Origin of the sequence: Aquabacter cavernae (genome assembly GCF_003993795.1) — a bacterium.
In the GTDB taxonomy this organism is placed as follows: Bacteria; Pseudomonadota; Alphaproteobacteria; order Rhizobiales; family Xanthobacteraceae; genus Aquabacter; species Aquabacter cavernae.
The window spans coordinates 561,584-580,966 of record NZ_RWKV01000008.1 but is presented as its reverse complement, the minus strand read 5'-3'; the positions used below and the strand labels follow the sequence as shown (position 1 = coordinate 580,966).

Annotated in this window: 21 protein-coding genes; 9 read left to right on the top strand and 12 right to left on the bottom strand. The window is 67.1% G+C overall.

Features of this window, described 5'->3' with window-relative positions; genetic code table 11:
• The first annotated feature begins 194 nt into the window (after nucleotides 1–194).
• Nucleotides 195–518: a YXWGXW repeat-containing protein gene (locus EJJ38_RS07365; RefSeq protein WP_127089443.1), complete on the top strand. Its 324-nt coding sequence runs from the start codon at nucleotides 195–197 to the stop codon at nucleotides 516–518.
• 4 nt (nucleotides 519–522) lie between these two features.
• Here the strand turns inward: EJJ38_RS07365 and EJJ38_RS07360 are convergent, their stop codons facing one another.
• Nucleotides 523–1,689 (bottom strand): GGDEF domain-containing protein, encoded by a 1,167-nt coding sequence (locus tag EJJ38_RS07360; protein WP_127089442.1) that lies wholly within the window; start codon nucleotides 1,687–1,689, stop codon nucleotides 523–525.
• 297 nt (nucleotides 1,690–1,986) lie between these two features.
• On the opposite strand from EJJ38_RS07360, the gene EJJ38_RS07355 reads away from it, so the two are divergent.
• Nucleotides 1,987–2,295, top strand: coding sequence for a hypothetical protein (locus EJJ38_RS07355; protein WP_127089441.1), 309 nt, complete (start codon nucleotides 1,987–1,989; stop codon nucleotides 2,293–2,295).
• 149 nt (nucleotides 2,296–2,444) lie between these two features.
• On the opposite strand, the gene rpsI is transcribed toward EJJ38_RS07355, so the two are convergent.
• From rpsI to EJJ38_RS07340, 3 genes are all read right to left on the bottom strand, one after another.
• On the bottom strand, nucleotides 2,445–2,915 hold the full coding sequence (rpsI, locus tag EJJ38_RS07350) for a 30S ribosomal protein S9 (protein WP_127089440.1): 471 nt from the start codon (nucleotides 2,913–2,915) through the stop codon (nucleotides 2,445–2,447).
• Nucleotide 2,916: 1 nt separating this feature from the next.
• Complete coding sequence (gene rplM / locus EJJ38_RS07345) at nucleotides 2,917–3,378, bottom strand: 50S ribosomal protein L13 (protein WP_127089439.1); 462 nt, start codon at nucleotides 3,376–3,378, stop codon at nucleotides 2,917–2,919.
• Nucleotides 3,379–3,813: 435 nt separating this feature from the next.
• Nucleotides 3,814–4,275 carry a PaaI family thioesterase gene (locus EJJ38_RS07340; protein WP_127089438.1) on the bottom strand — a complete coding sequence of 154 codons (462 nt, stop codon included), beginning with the start codon at nucleotides 4,273–4,275 and terminating at the stop codon, nucleotides 3,814–3,816.
• 75 nt (nucleotides 4,276–4,350) lie between these two features.
• On the opposite strand from EJJ38_RS07340, the gene EJJ38_RS07335 reads away from it, so the two are divergent.
• Nucleotides 4,351–5,178 carry an enoyl-CoA hydratase gene (locus EJJ38_RS07335; RefSeq protein ID WP_127089437.1) on the top strand — a complete coding sequence of 276 codons (828 nt, stop codon included), beginning with the start codon at nucleotides 4,351–4,353 and terminating at the stop codon, nucleotides 5,176–5,178.
• Nucleotides 5,179–5,258: 80 nt separating this feature from the next.
• Nucleotides 5,259–6,635 (top strand): hypothetical protein, encoded by a 1,377-nt coding sequence (locus EJJ38_RS07330; protein ID WP_127089436.1) that lies wholly within the window; start codon nucleotides 5,259–5,261, stop codon nucleotides 6,633–6,635.
• A gap of 49 nt (nucleotides 6,636–6,684) precedes the next feature.
• Here EJJ38_RS07330 and EJJ38_RS07325 read toward each other — a convergent pair whose 3' ends face one another.
• Nucleotides 6,685–6,909, bottom strand: coding sequence for a DUF2842 domain-containing protein (locus EJJ38_RS07325; RefSeq protein WP_127089435.1), 225 nt, complete (start codon nucleotides 6,907–6,909; stop codon nucleotides 6,685–6,687).
• Nucleotides 6,910–7,022: 113 nt separating this feature from the next.
• Between EJJ38_RS07325 and EJJ38_RS07320 the strand changes: the two genes are divergently transcribed.
• A complete protein-coding gene (locus tag EJJ38_RS07320; RefSeq protein WP_127089434.1) occupies nucleotides 7,023–8,105 on the top strand; it encodes a COX15/CtaA family protein in 1,083 nt (360 codons plus the stop codon).
• Between the two features lie 4 nt (nucleotides 8,106–8,109).
• Here the strand turns inward: EJJ38_RS07320 and EJJ38_RS07315 are convergent, their stop codons facing one another.
• Complete coding sequence (locus EJJ38_RS07315) at nucleotides 8,110–8,808, bottom strand: LrgB family protein (RefSeq protein ID WP_127089433.1); 699 nt, start codon at nucleotides 8,806–8,808, stop codon at nucleotides 8,110–8,112.
• Entirely contained in the window at nucleotides 8,795–9,208 is a 414-nt protein-coding gene (locus tag EJJ38_RS07310) for a CidA/LrgA family protein (protein WP_127089432.1), read from the bottom strand. The genes EJJ38_RS07315 and EJJ38_RS07310 overlap by 14 nt, the downstream gene beginning before the upstream one ends.
• Nucleotides 9,209–9,320: 112 nt before the next feature.
• Here EJJ38_RS07310 and EJJ38_RS07305 point away from each other — a divergent pair, with 112 nt between their 5' ends.
• Nucleotides 9,321–10,202, top strand: a complete 882-nt coding sequence (locus EJJ38_RS07305; protein WP_127089431.1) for a LysR family transcriptional regulator — start codon at nucleotides 9,321–9,323, stop codon at nucleotides 10,200–10,202.
• A gap of 18 nt (nucleotides 10,203–10,220) precedes the next feature.
• Here EJJ38_RS07305 and EJJ38_RS07300 read toward each other — a convergent pair whose 3' ends face one another.
• The 5 genes from EJJ38_RS07300 to argC all read right to left on the bottom strand — a co-directional run bounded on the left by EJJ38_RS07300 (nucleotide 10,221) and on the right by argC (nucleotide 15,056).
• Nucleotides 10,221–10,736 (bottom strand): hypothetical protein, encoded by a 516-nt coding sequence (locus tag EJJ38_RS07300; protein ID WP_127089430.1) that lies wholly within the window; start codon nucleotides 10,734–10,736, stop codon nucleotides 10,221–10,223.
• A gap of 123 nt (nucleotides 10,737–10,859) precedes the next feature.
• Entirely contained in the window at nucleotides 10,860–12,143 is a 1,284-nt protein-coding gene (locus EJJ38_RS07295; protein ID WP_127089429.1) for an O-acetylhomoserine aminocarboxypropyltransferase, read from the bottom strand.
• Between the two features lie 67 nt (nucleotides 12,144–12,210).
• Nucleotides 12,211–12,750: a CoA-binding protein gene (locus tag EJJ38_RS07290; protein WP_127089428.1), complete on the bottom strand. Its 540-nt coding sequence runs from the start codon at nucleotides 12,748–12,750 to the stop codon at nucleotides 12,211–12,213.
• 15 nt (nucleotides 12,751–12,765) lie between these two features.
• Nucleotides 12,766–13,542: a TatD family hydrolase gene (locus tag EJJ38_RS07285; RefSeq protein WP_127089427.1), complete on the bottom strand. Its 777-nt coding sequence runs from the start codon at nucleotides 13,540–13,542 to the stop codon at nucleotides 12,766–12,768.
• A 461-nt stretch (nucleotides 13,543–14,003) separates the two neighbouring features.
• Nucleotides 14,004–15,056 carry an N-acetyl-gamma-glutamyl-phosphate reductase gene (gene argC, locus EJJ38_RS07280; RefSeq protein ID WP_127089426.1) on the bottom strand — a complete coding sequence of 351 codons (1,053 nt, stop codon included), beginning with the start codon at nucleotides 15,054–15,056 and terminating at the stop codon, nucleotides 14,004–14,006.
• A 436-nt stretch (nucleotides 15,057–15,492) separates the two neighbouring features.
• Here argC and EJJ38_RS07275 point away from each other — a divergent pair, with 436 nt between their 5' ends.
• From EJJ38_RS07275 to EJJ38_RS07265, 3 genes are all read left to right on the top strand, one after another.
• Complete coding sequence (locus EJJ38_RS07275) at nucleotides 15,493–16,536, top strand: sensor domain-containing diguanylate cyclase (RefSeq protein ID WP_127089425.1); 1,044 nt, start codon at nucleotides 15,493–15,495, stop codon at nucleotides 16,534–16,536.
• A 112-nt stretch (nucleotides 16,537–16,648) separates the two neighbouring features.
• A complete protein-coding gene (gene parE, locus EJJ38_RS07270; RefSeq protein ID WP_127089424.1) occupies nucleotides 16,649–18,670 on the top strand; it encodes a DNA topoisomerase IV subunit B in 2,022 nt (673 codons plus the stop codon).
• 115 nt (nucleotides 18,671–18,785) lie between these two features.
• Complete coding sequence (locus EJJ38_RS07265; RefSeq protein WP_127089423.1) at nucleotides 18,786–19,382, top strand: anthranilate synthase component II; 597 nt, start codon at nucleotides 18,786–18,788, stop codon at nucleotides 19,380–19,382.
• Nucleotide 19,383: the final 1 nt, after the last annotated feature.

Sequence of the window (19,383 nt, the reverse complement as noted above, 5' to 3'; positions counted from 1 at the left end):
GGCCGTGATCCCAGTCAAATTTCGCGGCTAATAAATTGATTTTTCAACTCTATCGAATTGACTGTCCCGCTTGCGGACGCCCGTGGCATTGCATTAACCCTGTTCCCGCAATCGCGCCTTCGCCCTACTTCCCTCGCGGTTCGGCCGCTGTTCGGTGGAAGCTTTCTCCCGGTTCATTCAGACAGGATTCGCACATGCTGTCGCGCAGACGTTTCATAGGTACCTTGCTGGGCGCTGCCGCCCTGGCGCCGGCTGCGGCCGTGCTCGGCGCGTCCGAGGCGGACGCCCAGGTCATCGTCCGGGTGCCCCCGCCTCCGCCGCGCCGCGAGCCCTTCCCGCCGCCGCGCCGGGGCCAGACGTGGGCGCCGGGCTATTGGCGCTGGAGCCCGCGCGCGCAGCGTTATGTCTGGGTGTCCGGCACGTGGATGCCCTCGCGTCCCGGCTGGCGCTATGTGCCGTCCGGCTGGGTCCGGCGCGGCGGCACCTGGGTCTACGTGCCCGGCCGCTGGGTGCGCTGAGCGCTCAGCCCGACTGCGGCAGGAGGGACGAGATGCAGCCCACGCAGTCTCGCCCGTCCTGCTTCGCCTTATAAAGTGCCCTGTCGGCCTCGGCGGCCAGGTCATCCTGGCTGGTGCGTGACGCGGGGTCCCATTGGGCGACGCCGATGGAGACGGAGAGCGGCAATGCCCCCTCCTTCCAGGGCACGCTCTCGCTCCGCACCGCCCGGCGCAGGCTCTCGGCCACCTGAAGCCCATCCGCGATGCATGTGTCCGGCAGGAGGATGCCGAACTCGTCCCCGCCCATGCGCGCGGCCACGTCGCTGCGCCGCAGGCGCCCCGTCAGAATCGCCCCGAAAGTGCGCAGGCAGGCATCCCCGGCCGCATGGCCATAGGCGTCGTTGATGGTCTTGAAGCCGTCGAGATCCAGGATCAACAGGCAGAAGGGCGTGCCACTCCGCTGCGAGCGGGCGCATTCCTCCGCGAGGCGCACATAAAAGTGCCGGCGGGAGGCGAGTCCCGTCAGATCATCCTCGACCACAAGCGCCGACAGGATGGAGCGCTCGCGTTCCATGAGGGCGAGGATGAAGCCGAACATGCTGGCCGTCCAGCCGACCGCGATCGCCATGATCACCATCACCGCCGGCGGGCGGGTGATGACGGCTGGGATCGTATCGACGAAAAACGACAGCACCACCAGCATGCGCACCACTTCTCCGATGGCGGCAAAGCACAGGGCGATGACGATCACCCGCGCCGCCAGGCTCACCTTCATCTGAGGCCAGGCGGTTCGGGCAGTCAGCATGAAGGGAATGCAGGCGGTGGTCGCATAGACGAAATCGAGAAACTGGAGGTTCGTCCCCGCCGCCAGCAGCGCCGCGGCCCCCAGGGCTGTCAGCAGCAGGAAGGTACGCCAGGGCGCCGCCTGTCCGTAGAAGCGGCACGTGCCGATCCAGGACAGGTTGAAACCGATGATGACCAGCAGATGGCCGAGAAAGGCTTCGCCATAGCCATAAAGCACATAGCGGCGCACCACCAAGGCGCCGCCCAGCACCAGCACGCAGACGGACATCGACCACAAGCCGACGCCGCGCACATGGGAGAAAGCGCGCCAGAGGACCACCCAGGCCAAGGCGAAGGTCAGTCCCAGGCACAGCAGGAACACATGAACCGTGAACAGGTCGATCTTCATGTCCCCACACGGACCGGCTTGGGACCTGCGGTGGCCGCAACGGATCGCCGATGAGCGGCTTCCATAGCGGCAAGCTCGACGGCGCCGTGATCTAACGGTTCCATCTTGATTCAAATGATACGAAATTTCACGCGGATGGCATAGGCACAGCAATGGCACCTCTTGTGGGCGGCATCGCCGAAACGGCGGGGATCAGGCTCGCCTTGCCAATCCCCTCGCCCTCGCCTATGCCGAATGTCGCTTGGTCTTCCGGGGGGTTCGATGCGGACGCAATTTTCGTGGATCGGTTGCGCTCTGATGGGACTGGGTCTCGCCATGGGCGCGGGCCTCGCCGCCCCGGCGCTGGCGCAGAGCACCAGTGCGCCGCATATCCCCATCACGCCGCACAATCCGAACATCATCAACCTGCCGGTGATCCCGCAGGGCAGCTATCTCGATCCCGGCCCGGGCGCCGCCATCAAGCCGGATGTGAGCATCGGCGGTGGTCGGAACGAGGATTACGTCTTCCCGCCGAACCTCGACGGGTGGATGGGCTCGTCCCCGCCCGGCGATCCCACGGCCAATGGCCAGTGGAGCCCCTTGCCCGGCGATACGCCGAGCTTCTGAACGGCCGAGCTTGCGCGGAATATGCGGGCGCCCTCTCTTTCGAGAGCGGCGCCCGATCCTTTTGAAGGGGCCAGCGACAAGCACCGCATCGGGCAAAACAAAAAAGGCGGGGCCAAGCCCCGCCTTTTCCGTATCCGTATGGACGCCGATCAGCGCTTCGAGAACTGGAAGCTGCGGCGAGCCTTGGCGCGGCCGTACTTCTTGCGCTCGACCACGCGGCTGTCGCGGGTCAGGAAGCCGCCCTTCTTGAGCGGGGAGCGCAGCTCGGGCTCGTAGAAGGTCAGAGCGCGGGAGATGCCGTGGCGCAGCGCGCCGGCCTGGCCGGAAAGGCCGCCGCCGGAAACGGTGCACACCACGTCATACTGGCCCTCGCGGGCAGCGGTCTGGAACGGCTGGTTGATCATGAGCCGCAGCACCGGACGAGCGAAGTAGACTTCGACGTCGCGGTCATTGACGGTGATCTTGCCGGTGCCGGGGCGAACCCACACGCGGGCCACGGCATCCTTACGCTTGCCGGTGGCATAAGCGCGGCCAAACTTGTCCAGCTTCTGGACGTGGACCGGCGCTTCCTGCTCGGAGCGGGTGTTCAGGGAATCGAGGGACTGCAGAACCTCGGTCATGTCAGTTCCTCACATTCTTGCGGTTGAGGCTCGCCACATCCAGCGCCACGGGCTGCTGAGCCTCGTGGGGGTGCTCCGGGCCCTTATAGACGCGCAGGTTGCCCATGATCTTGCGACCGAGCGGGCCGCGGGCGAGCATGCGCTCCACCGCCTTCTCGATGACCCGCTCCGGGAAGCGGCCTTCGAGAATGAACTTGGCGCTGCGTTCCTTGATGCCGCCGGGGAAGCCGGTGTGGTGGTAATAGACCTTCTGGTCGCGCTTGCGGCCAGTGAGGACCACCTTCTCGGCATTCACCACGACGACATTGTCGCCGCAGTCAACGTGCGGGGTGTAGATGGGGCGGTGCTTGCCCTTCAGGCGCATGGCGATGATGGTCGCGAGGCGACCAACCACGAGGCCGGAAGCGTCGATCACCACCCACTTCTTCTCGATTTCGGCAGGCTTGGCCGAATACGTCTTCATGGGTCGTTTTCCGAATAAGAAAGCCGGTAGCACCACGCGAGGCGCGGCACGATCCGGCGATGGAGCGGCTTTTAGCCCAAGCACGAACACCGGTCAACGCGCGAAGGCGGATAATAAATCAATGATTTCAATGGCTTGAAAAAATGGTATTTTAACACCATAAATCAAGGCGCTGAAACACGGGGTTTTTCAGCCCTTTCGTCCGGTCTCTCGTCCCATAACCTCCGTGGCCCCGCCCTCCGCTCCGCCGTCGAGGCGCGCGCGCCAGAGCTTCGCCTCGGGAAAGCCGCGCGGCTTTTGGGCGGAAGGCAAATCCCGGACGGGAGGCCTGTTCGAGCAGCCCCTTAAGAGCCGCCGGCATGTAATCGCGACAGAGGGGAAACACCCGCCGAACGCTTCCTGAACTTCCGCCATAACATCAGGAGTGCCCGCCCCTCACGCCCGGTCGGGAATGGAATAGGTGGCGACGCAGTGGGCGACCAAGTCGTCCCGCTCCGCCCCGCGAATCCCCACATCCCCCACCGCCAGCCGCTTGCCCAGCTTGATCAGGCGCGCATCCGCATAAAGGGCGCCGGGGGCCGGCTTGCGCAGGAAGTTGATGGACAGGTTGGTGGTAACAGCCAGGGGCACGAGGCCGATCTGGCCGAGCAGCGCCACATAAACGGCCACGTCCGCCAGCCCCATCATGGCCGGGCCGGAAATGGTGCCGCCCGGCCGCAACTGCTCTTCGCCCGCATCGAGGCGAACCGTGGCGATGCGCGGGCCGATGCTCTCCACCGCATGAGGGCGGCCGGGCCCGAAGGCCTGGGGGAATTCCCGCGCCAGGAATGCCTCCAACTCCGCAAGGGTGACCGCGACACCCCCATTATTCCGCGTCGCCCCACCCTGCGTGTTCATGCGTTCGCCTCGCTTATTGAAGTCGAACTTGCTTAAAGTAGGCCGCGAAAAGATCAACGTATGGAAGGAAGCGTCATGCCCGCCTCGAACCTCGCCCCGGTGGCCGATCCCATGGACGCGCCGGTGCTTCGCTCCGATGCGGACCATGTGGCCACCCTGACCCTGGCTCGCGCGGCGAGTCGCAACAGCCTGTCCGACGCCACCATGGCGGCCTTCACCGCCCATCTTGCCGACATTGCGGAAGACAAAAGCGTGCGCGCCGTGGTGCTGACGGCAGAGGGGCCGGTCTTCTCCGCCGGGCATGACTTGAAGGAGATCCAGGCCCATCGCGGCGATGCCGACCGGGGGCGGGCCTATTACCAGGATGTGCTGAAGCGCTGCTCCGCGCTCATGACCGCCATCGTCCGCCTGCCCCAGCCCGTCATCGCCGCAGTGGAAGGCATGGCCACCGCCGCCGGCTGCCAGCTGGTGGCGAGCTGCGATCTGGCCGTGGCGGGGGCTGCCGCGCGCTTTTGCACGCCGGGCGTGAATATCGGCCTGTTCTGCCACACGCCCATGGTCGCGCTGTCGCGGGCCGTGTCGCGCAAGCACGCCATGGAAATGCTGCTGCTGGGCGAATGGGTGGAGGCCCCGGAGGCCCTGCGCATGGGGCTGGTGAACCGCGTGGTGGCGCAGGGCGAGGCACTGGCGGCCGCCCGCGAAATGGCAGCGCGCATCGCGGCGAAATCCCAGGTGCCCGTGAAGCTCGGCAAGGCCGCCTTCTACCGGCAGGCGGAGATGACGCTGGACGAGGCGTATGCCCTCGCCTCGGACGTGATGGCCACCAACATGCTGGCCCGCGACGCCGACGAGGGCATCTCGGCAGTACTCGCCAAGCGCCACCCGGTCTGGGAGGACCGGTGAGCGGATTTACCTTCCCTAAACCATAAGGTCGCATTCTCAAGTCTCCCGGCATGTCGTCGGGAGGAAGCGGGAACGCACCCATGGCAGCAGGATGGGCCGATCGTCGGCACGCCGGCACACTCGGTCGGGGAACAGCCTTCCGTTACTGGCTGGCGGCCGGATGGGTTCTGCTGGCCATAACCGTGCTCTTCGTGGTGCTGCCCGCCCGCTATACCGCCCAGGCGGTGCTGTCCTTCGACGTGGCCGTTCAGCCGCCCCCCGCCACCGTGCGCGGCATCACCCAGGTCCTCACCTCCCGCGACCTCGCCTTGGAGGTGCTGGACCGGCTGCCCCCGGCGGACGCGGCACGCCTCACGACACCCCTCGCCCCGCTCCAGGATTGGCTGGGCGCCGACCCCGTGGTGCCCCGCGAGCGGGCCGCCGCCAGATTGCTGGCGCGCCTGTCCGTCGAGCCCCGCCAGGGCGGGCGACTGCTGGATATCGCCATCACCGCCTCAGACCCGCGCCTCGCCTCCGAGGTGGTCCGCGCCTATGTGGCGGCCTTCGGCGCCATGCAGGCGGGTGCCCGGAACAGTGCGCCGGAACAGGCGGAAGCGGCCCTGCCCCGCCTCTCCGTGAGCAGCGGTCCCGCCGCCCCGGCGCGGCGCGATCCGCCCTCCCTCGGCTTTCTCCTGGCGGCGGGCGGATGCGCGCTGGCGCTTCTGCTGGTGTCCGGCCGCCCCCGTCCTACGCCTATGGAGCCCCAAGGCAAACGCCAAGATCTGCCCCGCGCCCATGAGGCCGCGCCGCGCGTCGCGTGGCTCGATGCGGGCCGTGGTGCGGGCCTGCCCTGCCGCCGGGCCGCGCATCTCCTGGCGGACCAGATCGCCGCCGCGCCCCGGGATCGTCAGCTTATCATCACGACCTCGGACATGCCCTCCGAAATGCCCGCCACCTTCGCCATCACGCTCGCCCGGCATCTGGCCGAGGACAGCCGCGTGGCCCTGGTGGCGCTGGACGGTCTCTCCGGGGAATTGTCCGCCCTCATCTCGGACCCCTGGGCACCGGGCATGGCCGAGATGCTGTTCGGTGTCGCCGGATTCGGCGAGACCATCTATCGCGACCCTCTCTCCCGCGCCCATGTCATCCCGCCGGGGCGGGACACGCGCGGCGGGCCGGGCGTTGTCGGCGCGGATCGGCTGGGCCTGATCCTCACCGCCCTGCGGGAGACCTACGATTTCGTGATCGTCGCTGCGCCCGTGCTCGGCGCGGCTCCGGAGGCCGTGAAGCTCGCGCGCCTCTCGCCCTATGTGGTCTGCGTCGAGCCGCCCTGCGCGGACGAGCCCAGCGTCGAGCCCTATGCCGCACTGGCAGCCCAAGGGTTCGACCGGGTGCTCATGGTGCGTGCCATGGACGAGCCCGAAGCGGTCGCGCGCCCCGTGGGGCGCAGCATGCTCCCGACTTTGAGCGCCGCCTGAACTCAGCCTTCTCGATGACATACCAAGAGATTAGCTGAAAATCCTCAGGTCACGTCTTGGTTGAATTTCGGTCATCGGGCCGCTCCATCCAGCGGATGAGGAGACCGGCGGGGATCACCCACAGCGTGCCCAGCAGGATGTAGCTGATGGTCTGGAGTCCCCAGGGCAGATCGGTCACCCGCCCCTGCGCTACCGCCATCGCTCCCAGCGCCCAGACCACCACAAGGATCAGCAGCAGGACCGTGCCCATCAGTTTCCGCAGGCGTTGAGGCATCCGTTTCCCCCTCGGACGGCCTTTCCGTCCCCCGGCGACAGCCGGTCGTCTTGTCCGGAGCGCTCTGCCTCTATAACGGAACCCACGCGGGGGCCAAAACGGAGCGCGGGTAGATGGCGCAGACACTGGCGCAGGGCACGACATCGCGGCAGGCCGGAGCGCGTGGCTTCACGGGCGTCCGCATCTGGCTGGCGGTGGTCGCCGCCCTGATCGTGGCCATGGTGGTGGTGGGCGGCGCGACGCGGCTTACCGAATCGGGCCTCTCCATCACCGAATGGAAGCCCGTGACCGGCGCCCTGCCCCCCTTGTCCGAGGCCCAGTGGCAGGCCGAGTTCGACAAGTACAAGACCATTCCCCAATACGAGATCCTCAATAAGGGGATGGGCCTGGAGAGCTTCAAGCGCATCTTCTGGTGGGAATGGGCCCATCGCCTGCTGGGCCGCGTCATCGGCTTCGCCTTCCTGCTGCCCTTCCTCTATTTCGCGGCGCGCGGCGTGCTGCGCGGACCGTTGCTGTGGAAATGCTTCGGCCTGTTCGTGCTGGGCGGGCTGCAGGGCGCCATCGGCTGGTGGATGGTGGCTTCGGGCCTCACGGAGCGCGTGTCCGTCAGCCAGTACCGGCTGGCGGTGCATCTCACCCTCGCCTGCGTGATCCTCGCCGCCACCGTGGCGGTTGCCCGGAGCCTCAAGGGGCGCGCGCTCATCGTCGCCGGACCGGGCGTACGGCTGGGGGCGGTCGTCCTGGTGGGACTGGTGCTGCTCCAGATCTTTTCTGGCGGGCTCGTCGCCGGGCTCGATGCGGGCATGACCTTCAACACATGGCCGCTCATGGACGGGTCTGTCATCCCGCCGCTGGACAAGCTGGGCGTCATCTCGCCCGGCTGGCGCAACCTGTTCGAGAATGTGATGACGGTGCAATTCCAGCACCGCATGATCGCCTACACGATCTGGGCAGTGGCACTCCTGCATGCGCTCCATGCTGGCATGCGCGGCGGCCCGGCGGCGCGGCAGGCGTGGATCCTGCTCGGCCTCGTGACGCTCCAGGCGGCCCTCGGCATCCTCACGCTGCTCTATGTGGTGCCCATCGACATCGCCCTCGCCCACCAGTTCGGGGCGACCGTGGTGCTGGTCTACGCCACGCAGCATTGGTGCGACCTGACCGCGGTACCCGCGCGCGGCGGGGCGCTGCCGGCCTGAGGGGTCAGCGCAGCGCCAGCATCACGAGCGGGGCGAGCATCAGGTTCAGCAGCCCGGCCAGGATCATGACCAGCCCGGCGATGGAGCCTTCCTCGCGGCCGATCTCAGTGGCCTTGGCGACGCCCGCGCCATGGGCGGCCATGCCGAACAGGGCGCCGCGCGCCAATGCCGAGCGCAGGGGCAGCCATTTCAGCATCACCTCGCCCATGGCCGCTCCGCACACGCCGGTGAGGATGACGAACACCGCCGTGAGTTGGGGCACGCCGCCGATCTCGCCCGACATGGCCATGGCGAATGGTGTCGTCGTGGAGCGCGGCATCAGGCTGCGTCCCACCGCGTCCGGCACGCCCAGCGCATGGGCCAGCGCCCAGGCCGAGGCGAGCGCGATGGAGCTGCCCGCCAGCACGCCCACCAGCAGCACCGGCCAATGGCGGCGGATCACCGTCCGCTGCTCATGGATGGGGATGGCGAACGCCACCGTGGCCGGGCCGAGCATCAGCACCAGCCAATGGGTGCCGCTCATATATTGCCGGTAGTCCGCGCCGAGGATCGCCAGCAGCGCCAATACCGCCAGCGGCGTCACCAGCAGCGGGCCGGTCCACCAATAATGCCAGCGCCTGTAGAGGCGCTTGGCGAGGATATAGATGGCCACGGTCGCCAGCGGCCAGAACAGGAGATGGAGCGTCGGGTCACTCCACCGCATGGCGCATCCGATCGCGCATCCGCCAGCGATAGAGCAGGTCCACGGTGAGCGCCGTGCCGGCCATGACCAGCAGCGTGCCCACCACGATCACCAGGGCCACCTTGAGGCCGAGCGCGCCCATGAACTCGCCATGGTCCATGACCGCGATGACGGCGGGCACGAAAAACAAGAGCATTTCCGCCAGCAGCCAATAGGCGCCGAGCCGCACGCTGGCAGGCTTCACCCAGCCCAGCGCCAGCAGCACCAGCAGGCCCACCATCCCCACCACGCCCCCCGGCACGGGCAGGCCGAGGATGCGGACCAGCGCATCTCCCGCCAGCCAGATGGCGGCGATCAACAGGATCTGGAGCAGGCGCGTGCGGCGAAGCACGGCACGCAGGCGGAGAGCTGCGAGTGTCATGTCGATGAATCCCGGAGCGCCCAGCGCTCCCTAGGGATGGAAGATACGCTGCACTGCGATATGCTCAAAATGAATTGAATGAATTCAGATCAGTCGAGAATGGAATAGGGCGATGGAGCTACGCACCTTGCGGGCCTTCGTGGAAGTGGTGCGCCAGGGCGGGTTCTCCCAGGCGGCCAAGGTGGTGTTCGCCACCCAGTCCACCGTGAGCAAGGCGGTGAAGCAGCTTGAGGACGAGTTGAACATCCCGCTGCTGGAGCGCTACGGCCACCGCTCCACGCTGACCGCCGCGGGCGAGATCGTCTATCGCCGGGCGCTCGCCATGCTGGCGGAGCGGGACGACCTCATCGCCGAGCTGGACGAGTTGCGCGGGCTGAAGCGCGGCACGCTGCGGCTCGGCCTGCCGCCGCTGGGGTCTCCGACCCTGTTCGCGCCGCTCTTCGCCAGCTTCCGCAGCCGCTATCCGGGCATCGAGATCCGGCTGGTGGAGCATGGGTCGAAGCGCCTGGAGGAGATGCTGCAGGCGAGCGAGGTGGACTTCGCCGCTTCCCTCATGCCGGTGCCGGATGCGTTCGAGGCGGAGCCGGTGCGCAGCGAGCCTTTGGTGGCCCTATTGCCCGCGAACCATCCTTTCCAAAATGCAAGACATGTGAATTTTCAGGAGCTTGCCCCTTCTCCCTTCATCCTGTTCGAGAGCGGCTTCGCGCTCAACGCCATCCTGCTGGACGCCTGCGAGCGGCGCGGCGTCACCCCCGAAGTGGTGGCCCGGAGCGCGCAGATCGACTTCATCGTGGCCCTGGTGGCGGCGGGCCTCGGCATCGCCTTCCTGCCCCGCATGATCGCCGAGCAGCGCGCCCATGAGGGCGTCGCGCGCGTGCCGCTGGACGAGCCGGGCACAGACTGGAGCATGGCGCTCATCTGGCGGCGGGGCGGCTATCTCTCCGATGCCGCCCGCGCCTGGCTCGATCTGGTGCGCGAGCATTATCACGCATGAACGGCCCGCCCTCACCCGTCAGCGGGAATTGGCCTTGACGCACTCATGCACGCGAACCCAGGCGTCCATGGCCCGCTTGCCGAGGTTGACCTTGCCGGAATCCTCGGTGTCGGGGAGGCTGAACTCGAAAGCCCCCGCCTCCACGATCCTGTCTACGGCGCTGGTCGGCAGGGGGAACCACATGCGGATACCGTTGGCCTCGCCCGTGCTGGTCCATTCGAGCACGCCTCTCGGCTTGCCGGGGACATTGATGATCGTGCCCGGCCACTTGCCCTTCCGGCCTTCCGCCTTGACGCTGAAATAGGGCTTCAGGTCGTTGCGCATGCCCAGGATGTCCTCCCGGTTGCCCGCCGTCCGCGTGGCGCGGCAAACCACAAGGCCGGGCTTTTCCGTGGTCGCCGTGAAGGACCAGCCGTCGAAGCCGGGACCGAAGGGTTTCGTCTGCGCGTGGGCGGACGCCACGGAGGCGATGCCCATGGCGCAGACCAGAATGGCGGAACGTGCGGTTGAGGCCAGAGATCCGGCGTTGAACATGAAATGGCCTTTGTGGTTCGTGTGGTGTCTTCGCCGTCAGCGAAGCCTCATCGGCAGGTCATTGCCCTGCGGCCGTCGCCGGAGGGCAGAGATATTATACGCAGGAGGCGCAGCCAGGGTGGATCAACCCTCCACCAGCGCCTGGTCGAGATCGGCGATGATGTCGCCCACATCCTCGATGCCCACCGAGATGCGCACCACTTCCGGCCCCGCGCCCGAGGCGCGCTTGGCGTCGTCGGAGAGCTGCTTGTGGGTGGTGGAGGCGGGATGGATGATGAGGGAGCGGGTATCGCCGATATTGGCGAGATGCGAGAAGAGCTGCACCTTGGAGACCAGCCCGACGCCGGCCTCATAGCCGCCCTTCAGGCCGAAGGTGAACACGGCTCCCGCGCCGCGCGGCAGATACTTGCGGGCGAGGCCGTAATAGCGGTCGCCCTCAAGGCCGGGATAGCTCACCCATTCCACCGCCGGATGGGCGGCGAGATACTTCGCCACCGCCAGGGCATTCTCGCTGTGCTGCTTCATGCGCAGGCTCAGCGTCTCGATGCCGGTGAGGATGAGGAAGGCGTTGAAGGGCGAGAGCGCCGGGCCGAGGTCGCGCAGGCCCAGCACACGGGCGGCGATGGCGAAGGCGAAATTGCCGAAGGTCTCGTGCAGCACCATGCCCTGATATTCGGGCCGGGGCTGGGAGAGGAAGGGATAGCGGCCGGAGGCGGACCAGTCGAAGGTGCCCGCGTCCACGATCACGCCGCCGATGGAATTGCCGTGCCCGCCCAGGAACTTGGTGGCGGAATGGATGACGATGTCCGCGCCGTGCTCGATGGGGCGCCACAGATAGGGGCTGGCCAGCGTGTTATCGACGATGAGCGGCACGCCCGCGCGCTTGGCCACGGCCGAGATGGCGGCGATGTCGCACACCACGCCGCCGGGATTGGCGATGCTCTCGGTGAAGATGGCCTTGGTCTTGTCTGTGATGGCGCGCTCGAAGGAGGCCGGGTCTTCCGGGTCCGCCCACACCACCTTCCAGCCATAGCTCTTGAAGGCGTGGGTGAACTGGTTGATGGAGCCGCCATAGAGCTTGCGCGAAGCCACGAACTCGTCGCCGGGCGTCAGCAGGGTGTGGAAGACGAGGTGCTGGGCCGCATGGCCCGAGGCCACCGCGAGCGCGGCCGTGCCGCCCTCCAGCGCCGCCACCCGCTCCTCCAGCACCGCCGTGGTGGGGTTGCCGATGCGGGTATAGATGTTGCCGAAGGTCTGGAGGCCGAACAGGGCCGCCGCATGGTCCACGTCGTCGAACACGAAGGACGTGGTCTGGTAGATGGGCGTGGCGCGGGCCCCGGTGGTGGGGTCGGGCTGCGCGCCGGCATGGACGGCGAGGGTCGCGAAACCGGGTTCACGATGGGTCATGGCGGGTCCTCCAGTGCCTTATTCGCGTATCAGTATGTACAATAAACGTATAACCGAAAGATGATTGTTATTTCTTGACCGGCGGTGTCCGGGTGAGCGATAGGCGCTGCACCCCCGCCCCCAGGCGCTGCGGCTTCTTGGCCGAGATGGTGCGGCTGTTCACGCCGGTCCAGCCGATCTCGCCGGAGAGGCGGCCATATTCGATCTTGGGGCAGCGGTTCATGACCACGCGCATGCCCGCGGCCTCGGCCCGGGCTGCGGTCTCGTCATGGCGCACCCCCTGCTGCATCCACAGCACCTTGGGCAGCGGCACGAGGGTCAGCACCTCGTCCAGCACGCCCGGCAGATGCTCGGCCGCGCGGAACACGTCCACCATGTCGATGGCCACGGGGATTTCCGCGAGGCTGGCGGAGACGGGGCGGCCCGCAATCTCCTTGCCCGCCTGCCCCGGATTGACCGGAAACACCTCGAAGCCGCGCTCGGACAGATATTTGGTCACGAAGAAGGACGGGCGCGCCGGATTGGTGCTCGCCCCCACCACGGCGATGGTGCGCACGCTGGTGAGGATGTCGCGGATATAGGCGTCGTCATAGCGGTCGTGAGTCATGGGCGGCTCCCGGCTTCAGCGCTGCGCCTTCGAGAACAGGGCGAAGAAATTGTCGGTGGTCTGGCGGGCGATCTCGTCCAGGCTCACGCCGCGCGTCTCGGCCAGCATCTTGGCGGTCTCGCGCACGAAGGACGGCTCGTTGCGCTTGCCCCGGTGGGGGATGGGCGCGAGGAACGGGGCGTCGGTTTCCACAAGGATGCGGTCGGCGGGCAGCCCGGCCGCGATCTCCCGCAGCGGCGCGCCGGTCTTGAAGGTGAGCACGCCGGAAAAGGAAATGGTGCCGCCCAGCGCCACCGCCCGCCGCGCCAGGTCCGGCCCGGCCGTGAAGCAGTGCAGCAGGAAGGGGAAGGCGCCCTTGGCGGTCTCCGTCTCCAGGATCTCGGCCACGTCGTCATCGGCCTCGCGGGCGTGGATGACGAGGGGAAGCTGGGTGCGCCGCGCCGCCTCGATATGGGTGAGGAAGCCCGCCCGCTGCGCCGCGCGCGGGCTGTTGTCGTAATGATAGTCGAGCCCCACCTCGCCGATGCCCACCACCTTGGGATGGGCGGAGAGGGCGACGAGGTCGTCCGCCGTCACGTCCGGCTCCTCGGCCGCCTGATGGGGATGGGTGCCCACGGTGCAGAAGATATTGGGGAAGCGCTCGGCAATGGCGCGGATCTCGTCGAACCGCCGCACGCGGGTGGAGATGGTGACGAGATGGGAGACCCCCGCCTCCCCCGCGCGCGCCACCACGGCGTCCAGCTCGGAGGCGAAGTCGGGGAAATCCAGATGGCAATGGCTATCGACGAGCATGGAGAACCTTCGGAATGCTGCGACGCTGATAGGCCCTTGCCCGCCGCGCGTCGATAGGCTCGGCGGCAACACCTTCATCCCCGCCTTTCGGGCGGGGGTGGAGGGATGCGGGAGCGGTCGGCACGCCGGCAAGGCATGCCTTTGGGAAGATGGGTGACGTCGGAACCAGCATTCCGTCCGCTCCCGCGCGGGGATTTATGGCGTGTCGGCCGCGCCGCGTGGGCTTTCGTGGATCTCCCATCACGTCCGGGCGAACCAGCCCCGGATCGGTGCGCAACCCCTTCGGCCCCCTTTCTCGCGCGGCAGGGGGCGTTAATCCCCGCCGCGTCGGACACCCGCGCCCCGCACCACCCGTCAGGCCGCTCCGGACGCGCCCCTCCTTGGTGCAAGGTGGAATGACCATAGCCGAAAAATGGAACTAGGACAACAGTCCTTGTGACTAATGTCCTAAATCCACATTCTCACGGCATGAGCGCGATCTGCTCCAGGCCCATGGTCTCCGGGAAGCCGAGCACGAGGTTCATGTTCTGAACCGCCTGCCCCGACGCGCCCTTCACCAGATTGTCGATGGTGGACACCACGATGGCGCGCCCTTCCACCCGGTCCGCCACCACGCCCAGCATCACCATGTTGGACCCGCGCACATGCCGGGAATGGGGCACCTGGCCGAACGGGAACACATGGACGAAGGGCTCGTTCTGGTAATAGTCCGCGAGGATCTTGTGCAGGTCCTCGGCCTTGGCGCCCGTGGTGCGCACATAAAGCGTGGCGTAGATGCCCCGGTTCATGGGCACGAGGTGCGGCACGAACATGGGCTTCACGGGGCGGCCGGCGGCCTTGGAATATTCCTGGTCCAGCTCGCCCATATGCCGGTGCGAGCCCACCGAATAGGCGTTGATGCCCTCCGATACCTCGGAAAACAGCATGGCCTCCTTGGCCGAGCGCCCGGCGCCGGACATGCCGGTCTTGCTGTCGATGACGATGCTCTCGGGATCGATGGCGCCGGCTTCCAGCAGCGGCACCACGGGCAGGATGGCCGTGGTGGTGTGGCAGCCGGGATTGGCGATGAGCCGGCCCTTCTTGATCTCGTCCCGGTAGATCTCAACGAGGCCGAACACCGCTTCCTTCTGGAGGTCCAGGGCGGAATGGGGGTGGCCGTACCACGTCTCATACATGCCGGGATCGGACAGGCGGAAGTCGGCGGAGAGGTCCACCACCTTCACGGCGGGGGCCTTCTCGAACACGGACTTGATCACCTGCTGCGTGGTGGCATGCGGCAGGGCGCAGAAGACGAGATCGACGCCGGTGAAATCCACCTGGTCGATGGTCACGAGCTTCGGCAGCGGGAAGGGCGCGAATTGCGGGAAGACATCGGCCATGGACTGGCCCGCCTTCCGGTCTGCGGTCAGCGCCACGATCTCCGCGCGCGGATGGCGCAGCAGCAGGCGCACCAGCTCGGAGCCCGTATAGCCCGAGGCACCCAGAACCGCGATCCGCGCTTTCGCTTCCGACATGACACGCTCCCGCCCGCAAAAACGGGCCTAGATGAGGCTTGCCCCGGCATGCGCCTCTTGGGCGGCGCACCAGGGGGGCGAGGGTCCATACACCCATCCCATGTCCTGTGAAAGACACGCAAAAGCAGTCCAGCCATACGGCTTTGCCATATGCCCGTCGGGAACCCGATCCATGCTGCGGTGCTTTTTCGGGGGCAGGGCTCGGGAGGGACAATCGCCATGGCCGACGCCCCCGCCTCCCGACCATGTGGGCTGTCGCAATCGATCGGTACTGCTAAGCTCGGCCGTGTCGATTGCCGCAGCGGGTTTTCCCACATGCCCACCTGATCCGTCATTCCCTCGGAAAACGTACGGTGTGATCGTATTGCCGCCCGGCGCCTGAGCGGGCGGCAACGGTCGCCTCGCCTCTTCGGAACCCTGAAAAGGACGCTTCGCAATGGATAAGACCGACCTGCGTGACTTCTTCCTGGCCCGGATCTCCCGCACCCTTGCGGGCGCCCGGACGGTCGAGGATGTCACGCGGCCGCTGCTTGAGCTGCTCGAATTCGTCACCGGGCTCGAAAGCACCTATCTGACGCGCATCGATACCGACGCGGGTATCCAGAACATCGTCTTCTCCCGCAACACGAAGGCCATGCAGATCCCCGAAGGGCTCTCGGTGCCGTGGGGCGACACGCTGTGCAAGCGCGCCATGGATGAGGGGCGGATCTATACGGACGACGTGGCCAATTGCTGGGGCGATTCCGACGCCGCGCGCGCTTTGGGGATCCAGACCTATGCGAGCACGCCGGTCTATCTCGATGACGGGATGCTCTACGGCACGCTCTGCGCCGCCAGTTCCGACCGCAAGCCCCTGGCCCAGGAGGGCAAGGAGGTGCTCACGCTGTTCTCCGCGCTGATCGGGCACCAGATCCAGCGCGAGCATTTGCTGGATGAGTTGCGCAAGGCCAATGCCAAGCTGGAGGCCATCTCCTTCACGGACGCGCTCACCGGCCTGCCGAACCGGCGCTTCGTGCTCGACGAATTGCAGCGGCTGGTGGCCATGGCGGACCGGACGGACCAGCGGGTTCTCGTGGCCTTCATCGATCTCGACGGCTTCAAGGCCATCAACGACACCTACGGCCACGAGGCGGGCGACAGGTTCCTGATCGAGGTGGGCAAGCGCCTGTCCGCGGGCCTGCGCACCAGCGACGTGCTGGGCCGCCTGGGCGGCGATGAATTCGTGGTGGTGGGCCTCACCTCCCCCGCCCAGGAGGGCGAAGCGCCGCCCGCGGAAGCGACGGAGGGACGGCTGGCCCCGCTCCTGATCGGCACATTCGATATCGGCCCGGCCTCCATCGACTATCCCGGCGCGAGCTTCGGGGTCATCGATGCGGCCCCCACGGAAGGCTCGGCAGAAGACATGCTGCGCCACGCCGACGCGCTGATGTACACCAACAAGCAGGCGCGCCGCGCCGCGCTCGGCCTGCGTCCCCGCTGATCAGCGGGGACGCGAACCGCGACGTGTTTCCAAACCTGGGCTAAAAGCCCCATAATTGCTGGGCCGGTGCCTGTCGCCGGCCCGCACTGATTCGCGAGTCCAGATCCGCTTCATGTCCAATTCAGACGATCTCTTTTCCAGCCCCCCTCCCGCCAAGCCACGCAAGGCGACGCCGGTCACGCCGCAAATGGCGAGCGACTATACCGCCGCGCATATTGAGGTTCTGGAAGGGCTGGAGCCGGTTCGGCGGCGTCCGGGCATGTATATCGGCGGAACAGACGCCAAGGCGCTGCATCACCTGTTCGCCGAAGTGATCGACAATTGCATGGACGAGGCGGTGGCGGGGCACGCCACCTTCATCGAGGTCTTTCTCGGCAAGGACGGTTTCCTGACGGTGACCGACAATGGACGCGGCATTCCCGTGGAGCCGCATCCCAAATTCCCGAAGAAGTCCACCGTCGAAGTCATCATGACCACGCTCCATGCGGGGGGTAAGTTCGACAGCAAGGTCTATGAGACCTCCGGCGGCCTGCATGGCGTGGGTGTCTCGGTGGTGAACGCGCTCTCCGACCTTCTGGAAGTGGAGGTCGCCCGCAACCAGACGCTCTATCGCCAGATCTTCTCCAAGGGCCACCCGCAAGGCCCGCTGAAGGAAGTGGGCCGCGCGCCCAACCGGCGCGGCACGCGCATCCGCTTCCATCCGGATCCTGAGATTTTCGGCGCCTCCGCCCATTTCGAGCCTGCCCGCGTGTTCCGCATGGCGCGCTCGAAAGCCTATCTGTTCGGCGGCGTGGAAGTGCGCTGGTCGTGTGACACGGAGCTTCTGGCCGGCGTCACCGGCGTGCCGGAGAAGATGACCTTCCGCTTTCCCGGCGGCCTGAAGGACTATCTCGCCGCCGACATCGAGGGCCAGACCCTGGTGCACCCGGACATCTTCTCCGGCCGCATCCAGAAGGCCGGCGGCCATGGCAGCGTGGAATGGGCGGTGGCCTGGGTGGCCGATGCCGACGGGGGCATCTCCTCTTACTGCAACACCATTCCCACCCATGACGGCGGCACCCACGAGAACGGCCTGCGCCTCGTCCTGCTGAAGGGCCTGCGGGACTATGGGGAGCGCGTGGGCCAGGGCAAGCGCTCGGCCGTGCTCATCGGCGACGACGTGGCCGCCGGCTGCGCGGCCATGCTCTCCGTGTTCGTGCGCGAGCCGGAATTCCAGGGCCAGACCAAGGATCGCCTCGCCACGGCCGAGGCCTCGCGCATTGTCGAGCAGGCGCTGCGCGATCCCTTGGACCATTGGCTCGCCGCCAACCCCAACCAGGCCACCAAGCTGCTCGACCATGTGATCGACCGCGCGGAAGAGCGGCTGCGGCGCAAGCAGGAGAAGGAGATCTCCCGCAAGACGGCGGTGCGCAAGCTGCGCCTGCCGGGCAAGCTGGCGGATTGCTCCAACACCGAGGCGGCGGGGTCCGAACTCTTCATCGTCGAAGGCGATTCGGCGGGCGGCTCCGCCAAGCAGGCGCGCGACCGCAAGACCCAGGCGGTGCTGCCGCTGCGCGGCAAGATCCTGAACGTGGCGAGCGCGGGCCGCGACAAGCTCGCCCAGAACCAGCAATTGTCCGACCTCATGCAGGCGCTGGGCTGCGGGCCGCTCTCGCAATATCGCGAGGCGGACCTGCGCTATGAGAAGGTGGTCATCATGACCGACGCGGACGTGGACGGGGCGCACATCGCCTCCCTCCTCGTCACCTTCTTCTTCCGCCAGATGCCCAAGCTCATCGAGGAGGGCCACCTCTTCCTGGCCGTGCCGCCGCTCTACCGCATCTCCCAGGGGCCGAAGACCCTGTATGCTCGCAACGACGCCCATAAGGACGTGCTGCTGAAAAAGGAATTCACCGGCCGCGGCAAGGTGGATATCGGCCGCTTCAAAGGCCTCGGCGAGATGATGCCGGCGCAATTGAAGGAAACCACCATGAGCCCCATTACCCGCACCCTGCTGCGGGTCACCATCGAGGAAGCGGCGGCGGCGGCCACGGCCGATCTGGTGGAGCGCCTCATGGGCAACAAGCCCGAAGCCCGCTTCGCCTTCATCTCCGAACACGCCGCTTTCGCCGGAGAAGAGTTGCTGGACCTCTGAGGGGACGCCCTCCGCCCCCCTCACGCTTGCCGCCCCGCGCCGGAAGGATTAAGTCGGGACGGGGCTTGCGAGGGACGCAAGCGCGACGCCCGGATGCGCCGGGCCGGGAGCCGTGATGACCGCCGTTACGCTGATCGATAATTACGACAGCTTCACCTACAATCTCTGGCACTATCTCGGGGAACTGGGCGCGACCGTCACCGTGCACCGCAACGATGCGCGCGACGTGGAGGCGATCCTCGCCGAGAAGCCGGACGCCATCGTCATCTCCCCCGGCCCCTGCACCCCTTCCGAAGCCGGCATCTGCCTCGATCTCATCGCCCGCGCCTCCGGCGCGGTGCCGCTGTTCGGCGTATGCCTCGGCCATCAGGCCATCGGCCAGGTGTTCGGCGGCGACGTGATCCGCGCGCCCCTGCCCATGCACGGCAAGATGAGCGAGATCCACCATGAGGGCCGCTCGGTCTTCCGTGGCCTCAACCATCCCTTCCAGGCGACGCGCTACCATTCGCTGATCGTGGACCGCACGACGCTGCCCGACGCCCTGGAAGTGACGGCCCACACCGATGACGGCCTCATCATGGGCCTCGCGCACCGCACGCTTCCCGTCCACGGCGTCCAGTTCCATCCCGAAAGCATCGCTTCCGAGAACGGCCATGCGCTGATGCGCAACTTCCTGGAGCTTGCGGGCGCCTTCAACCGGACGAAGGGCTGAT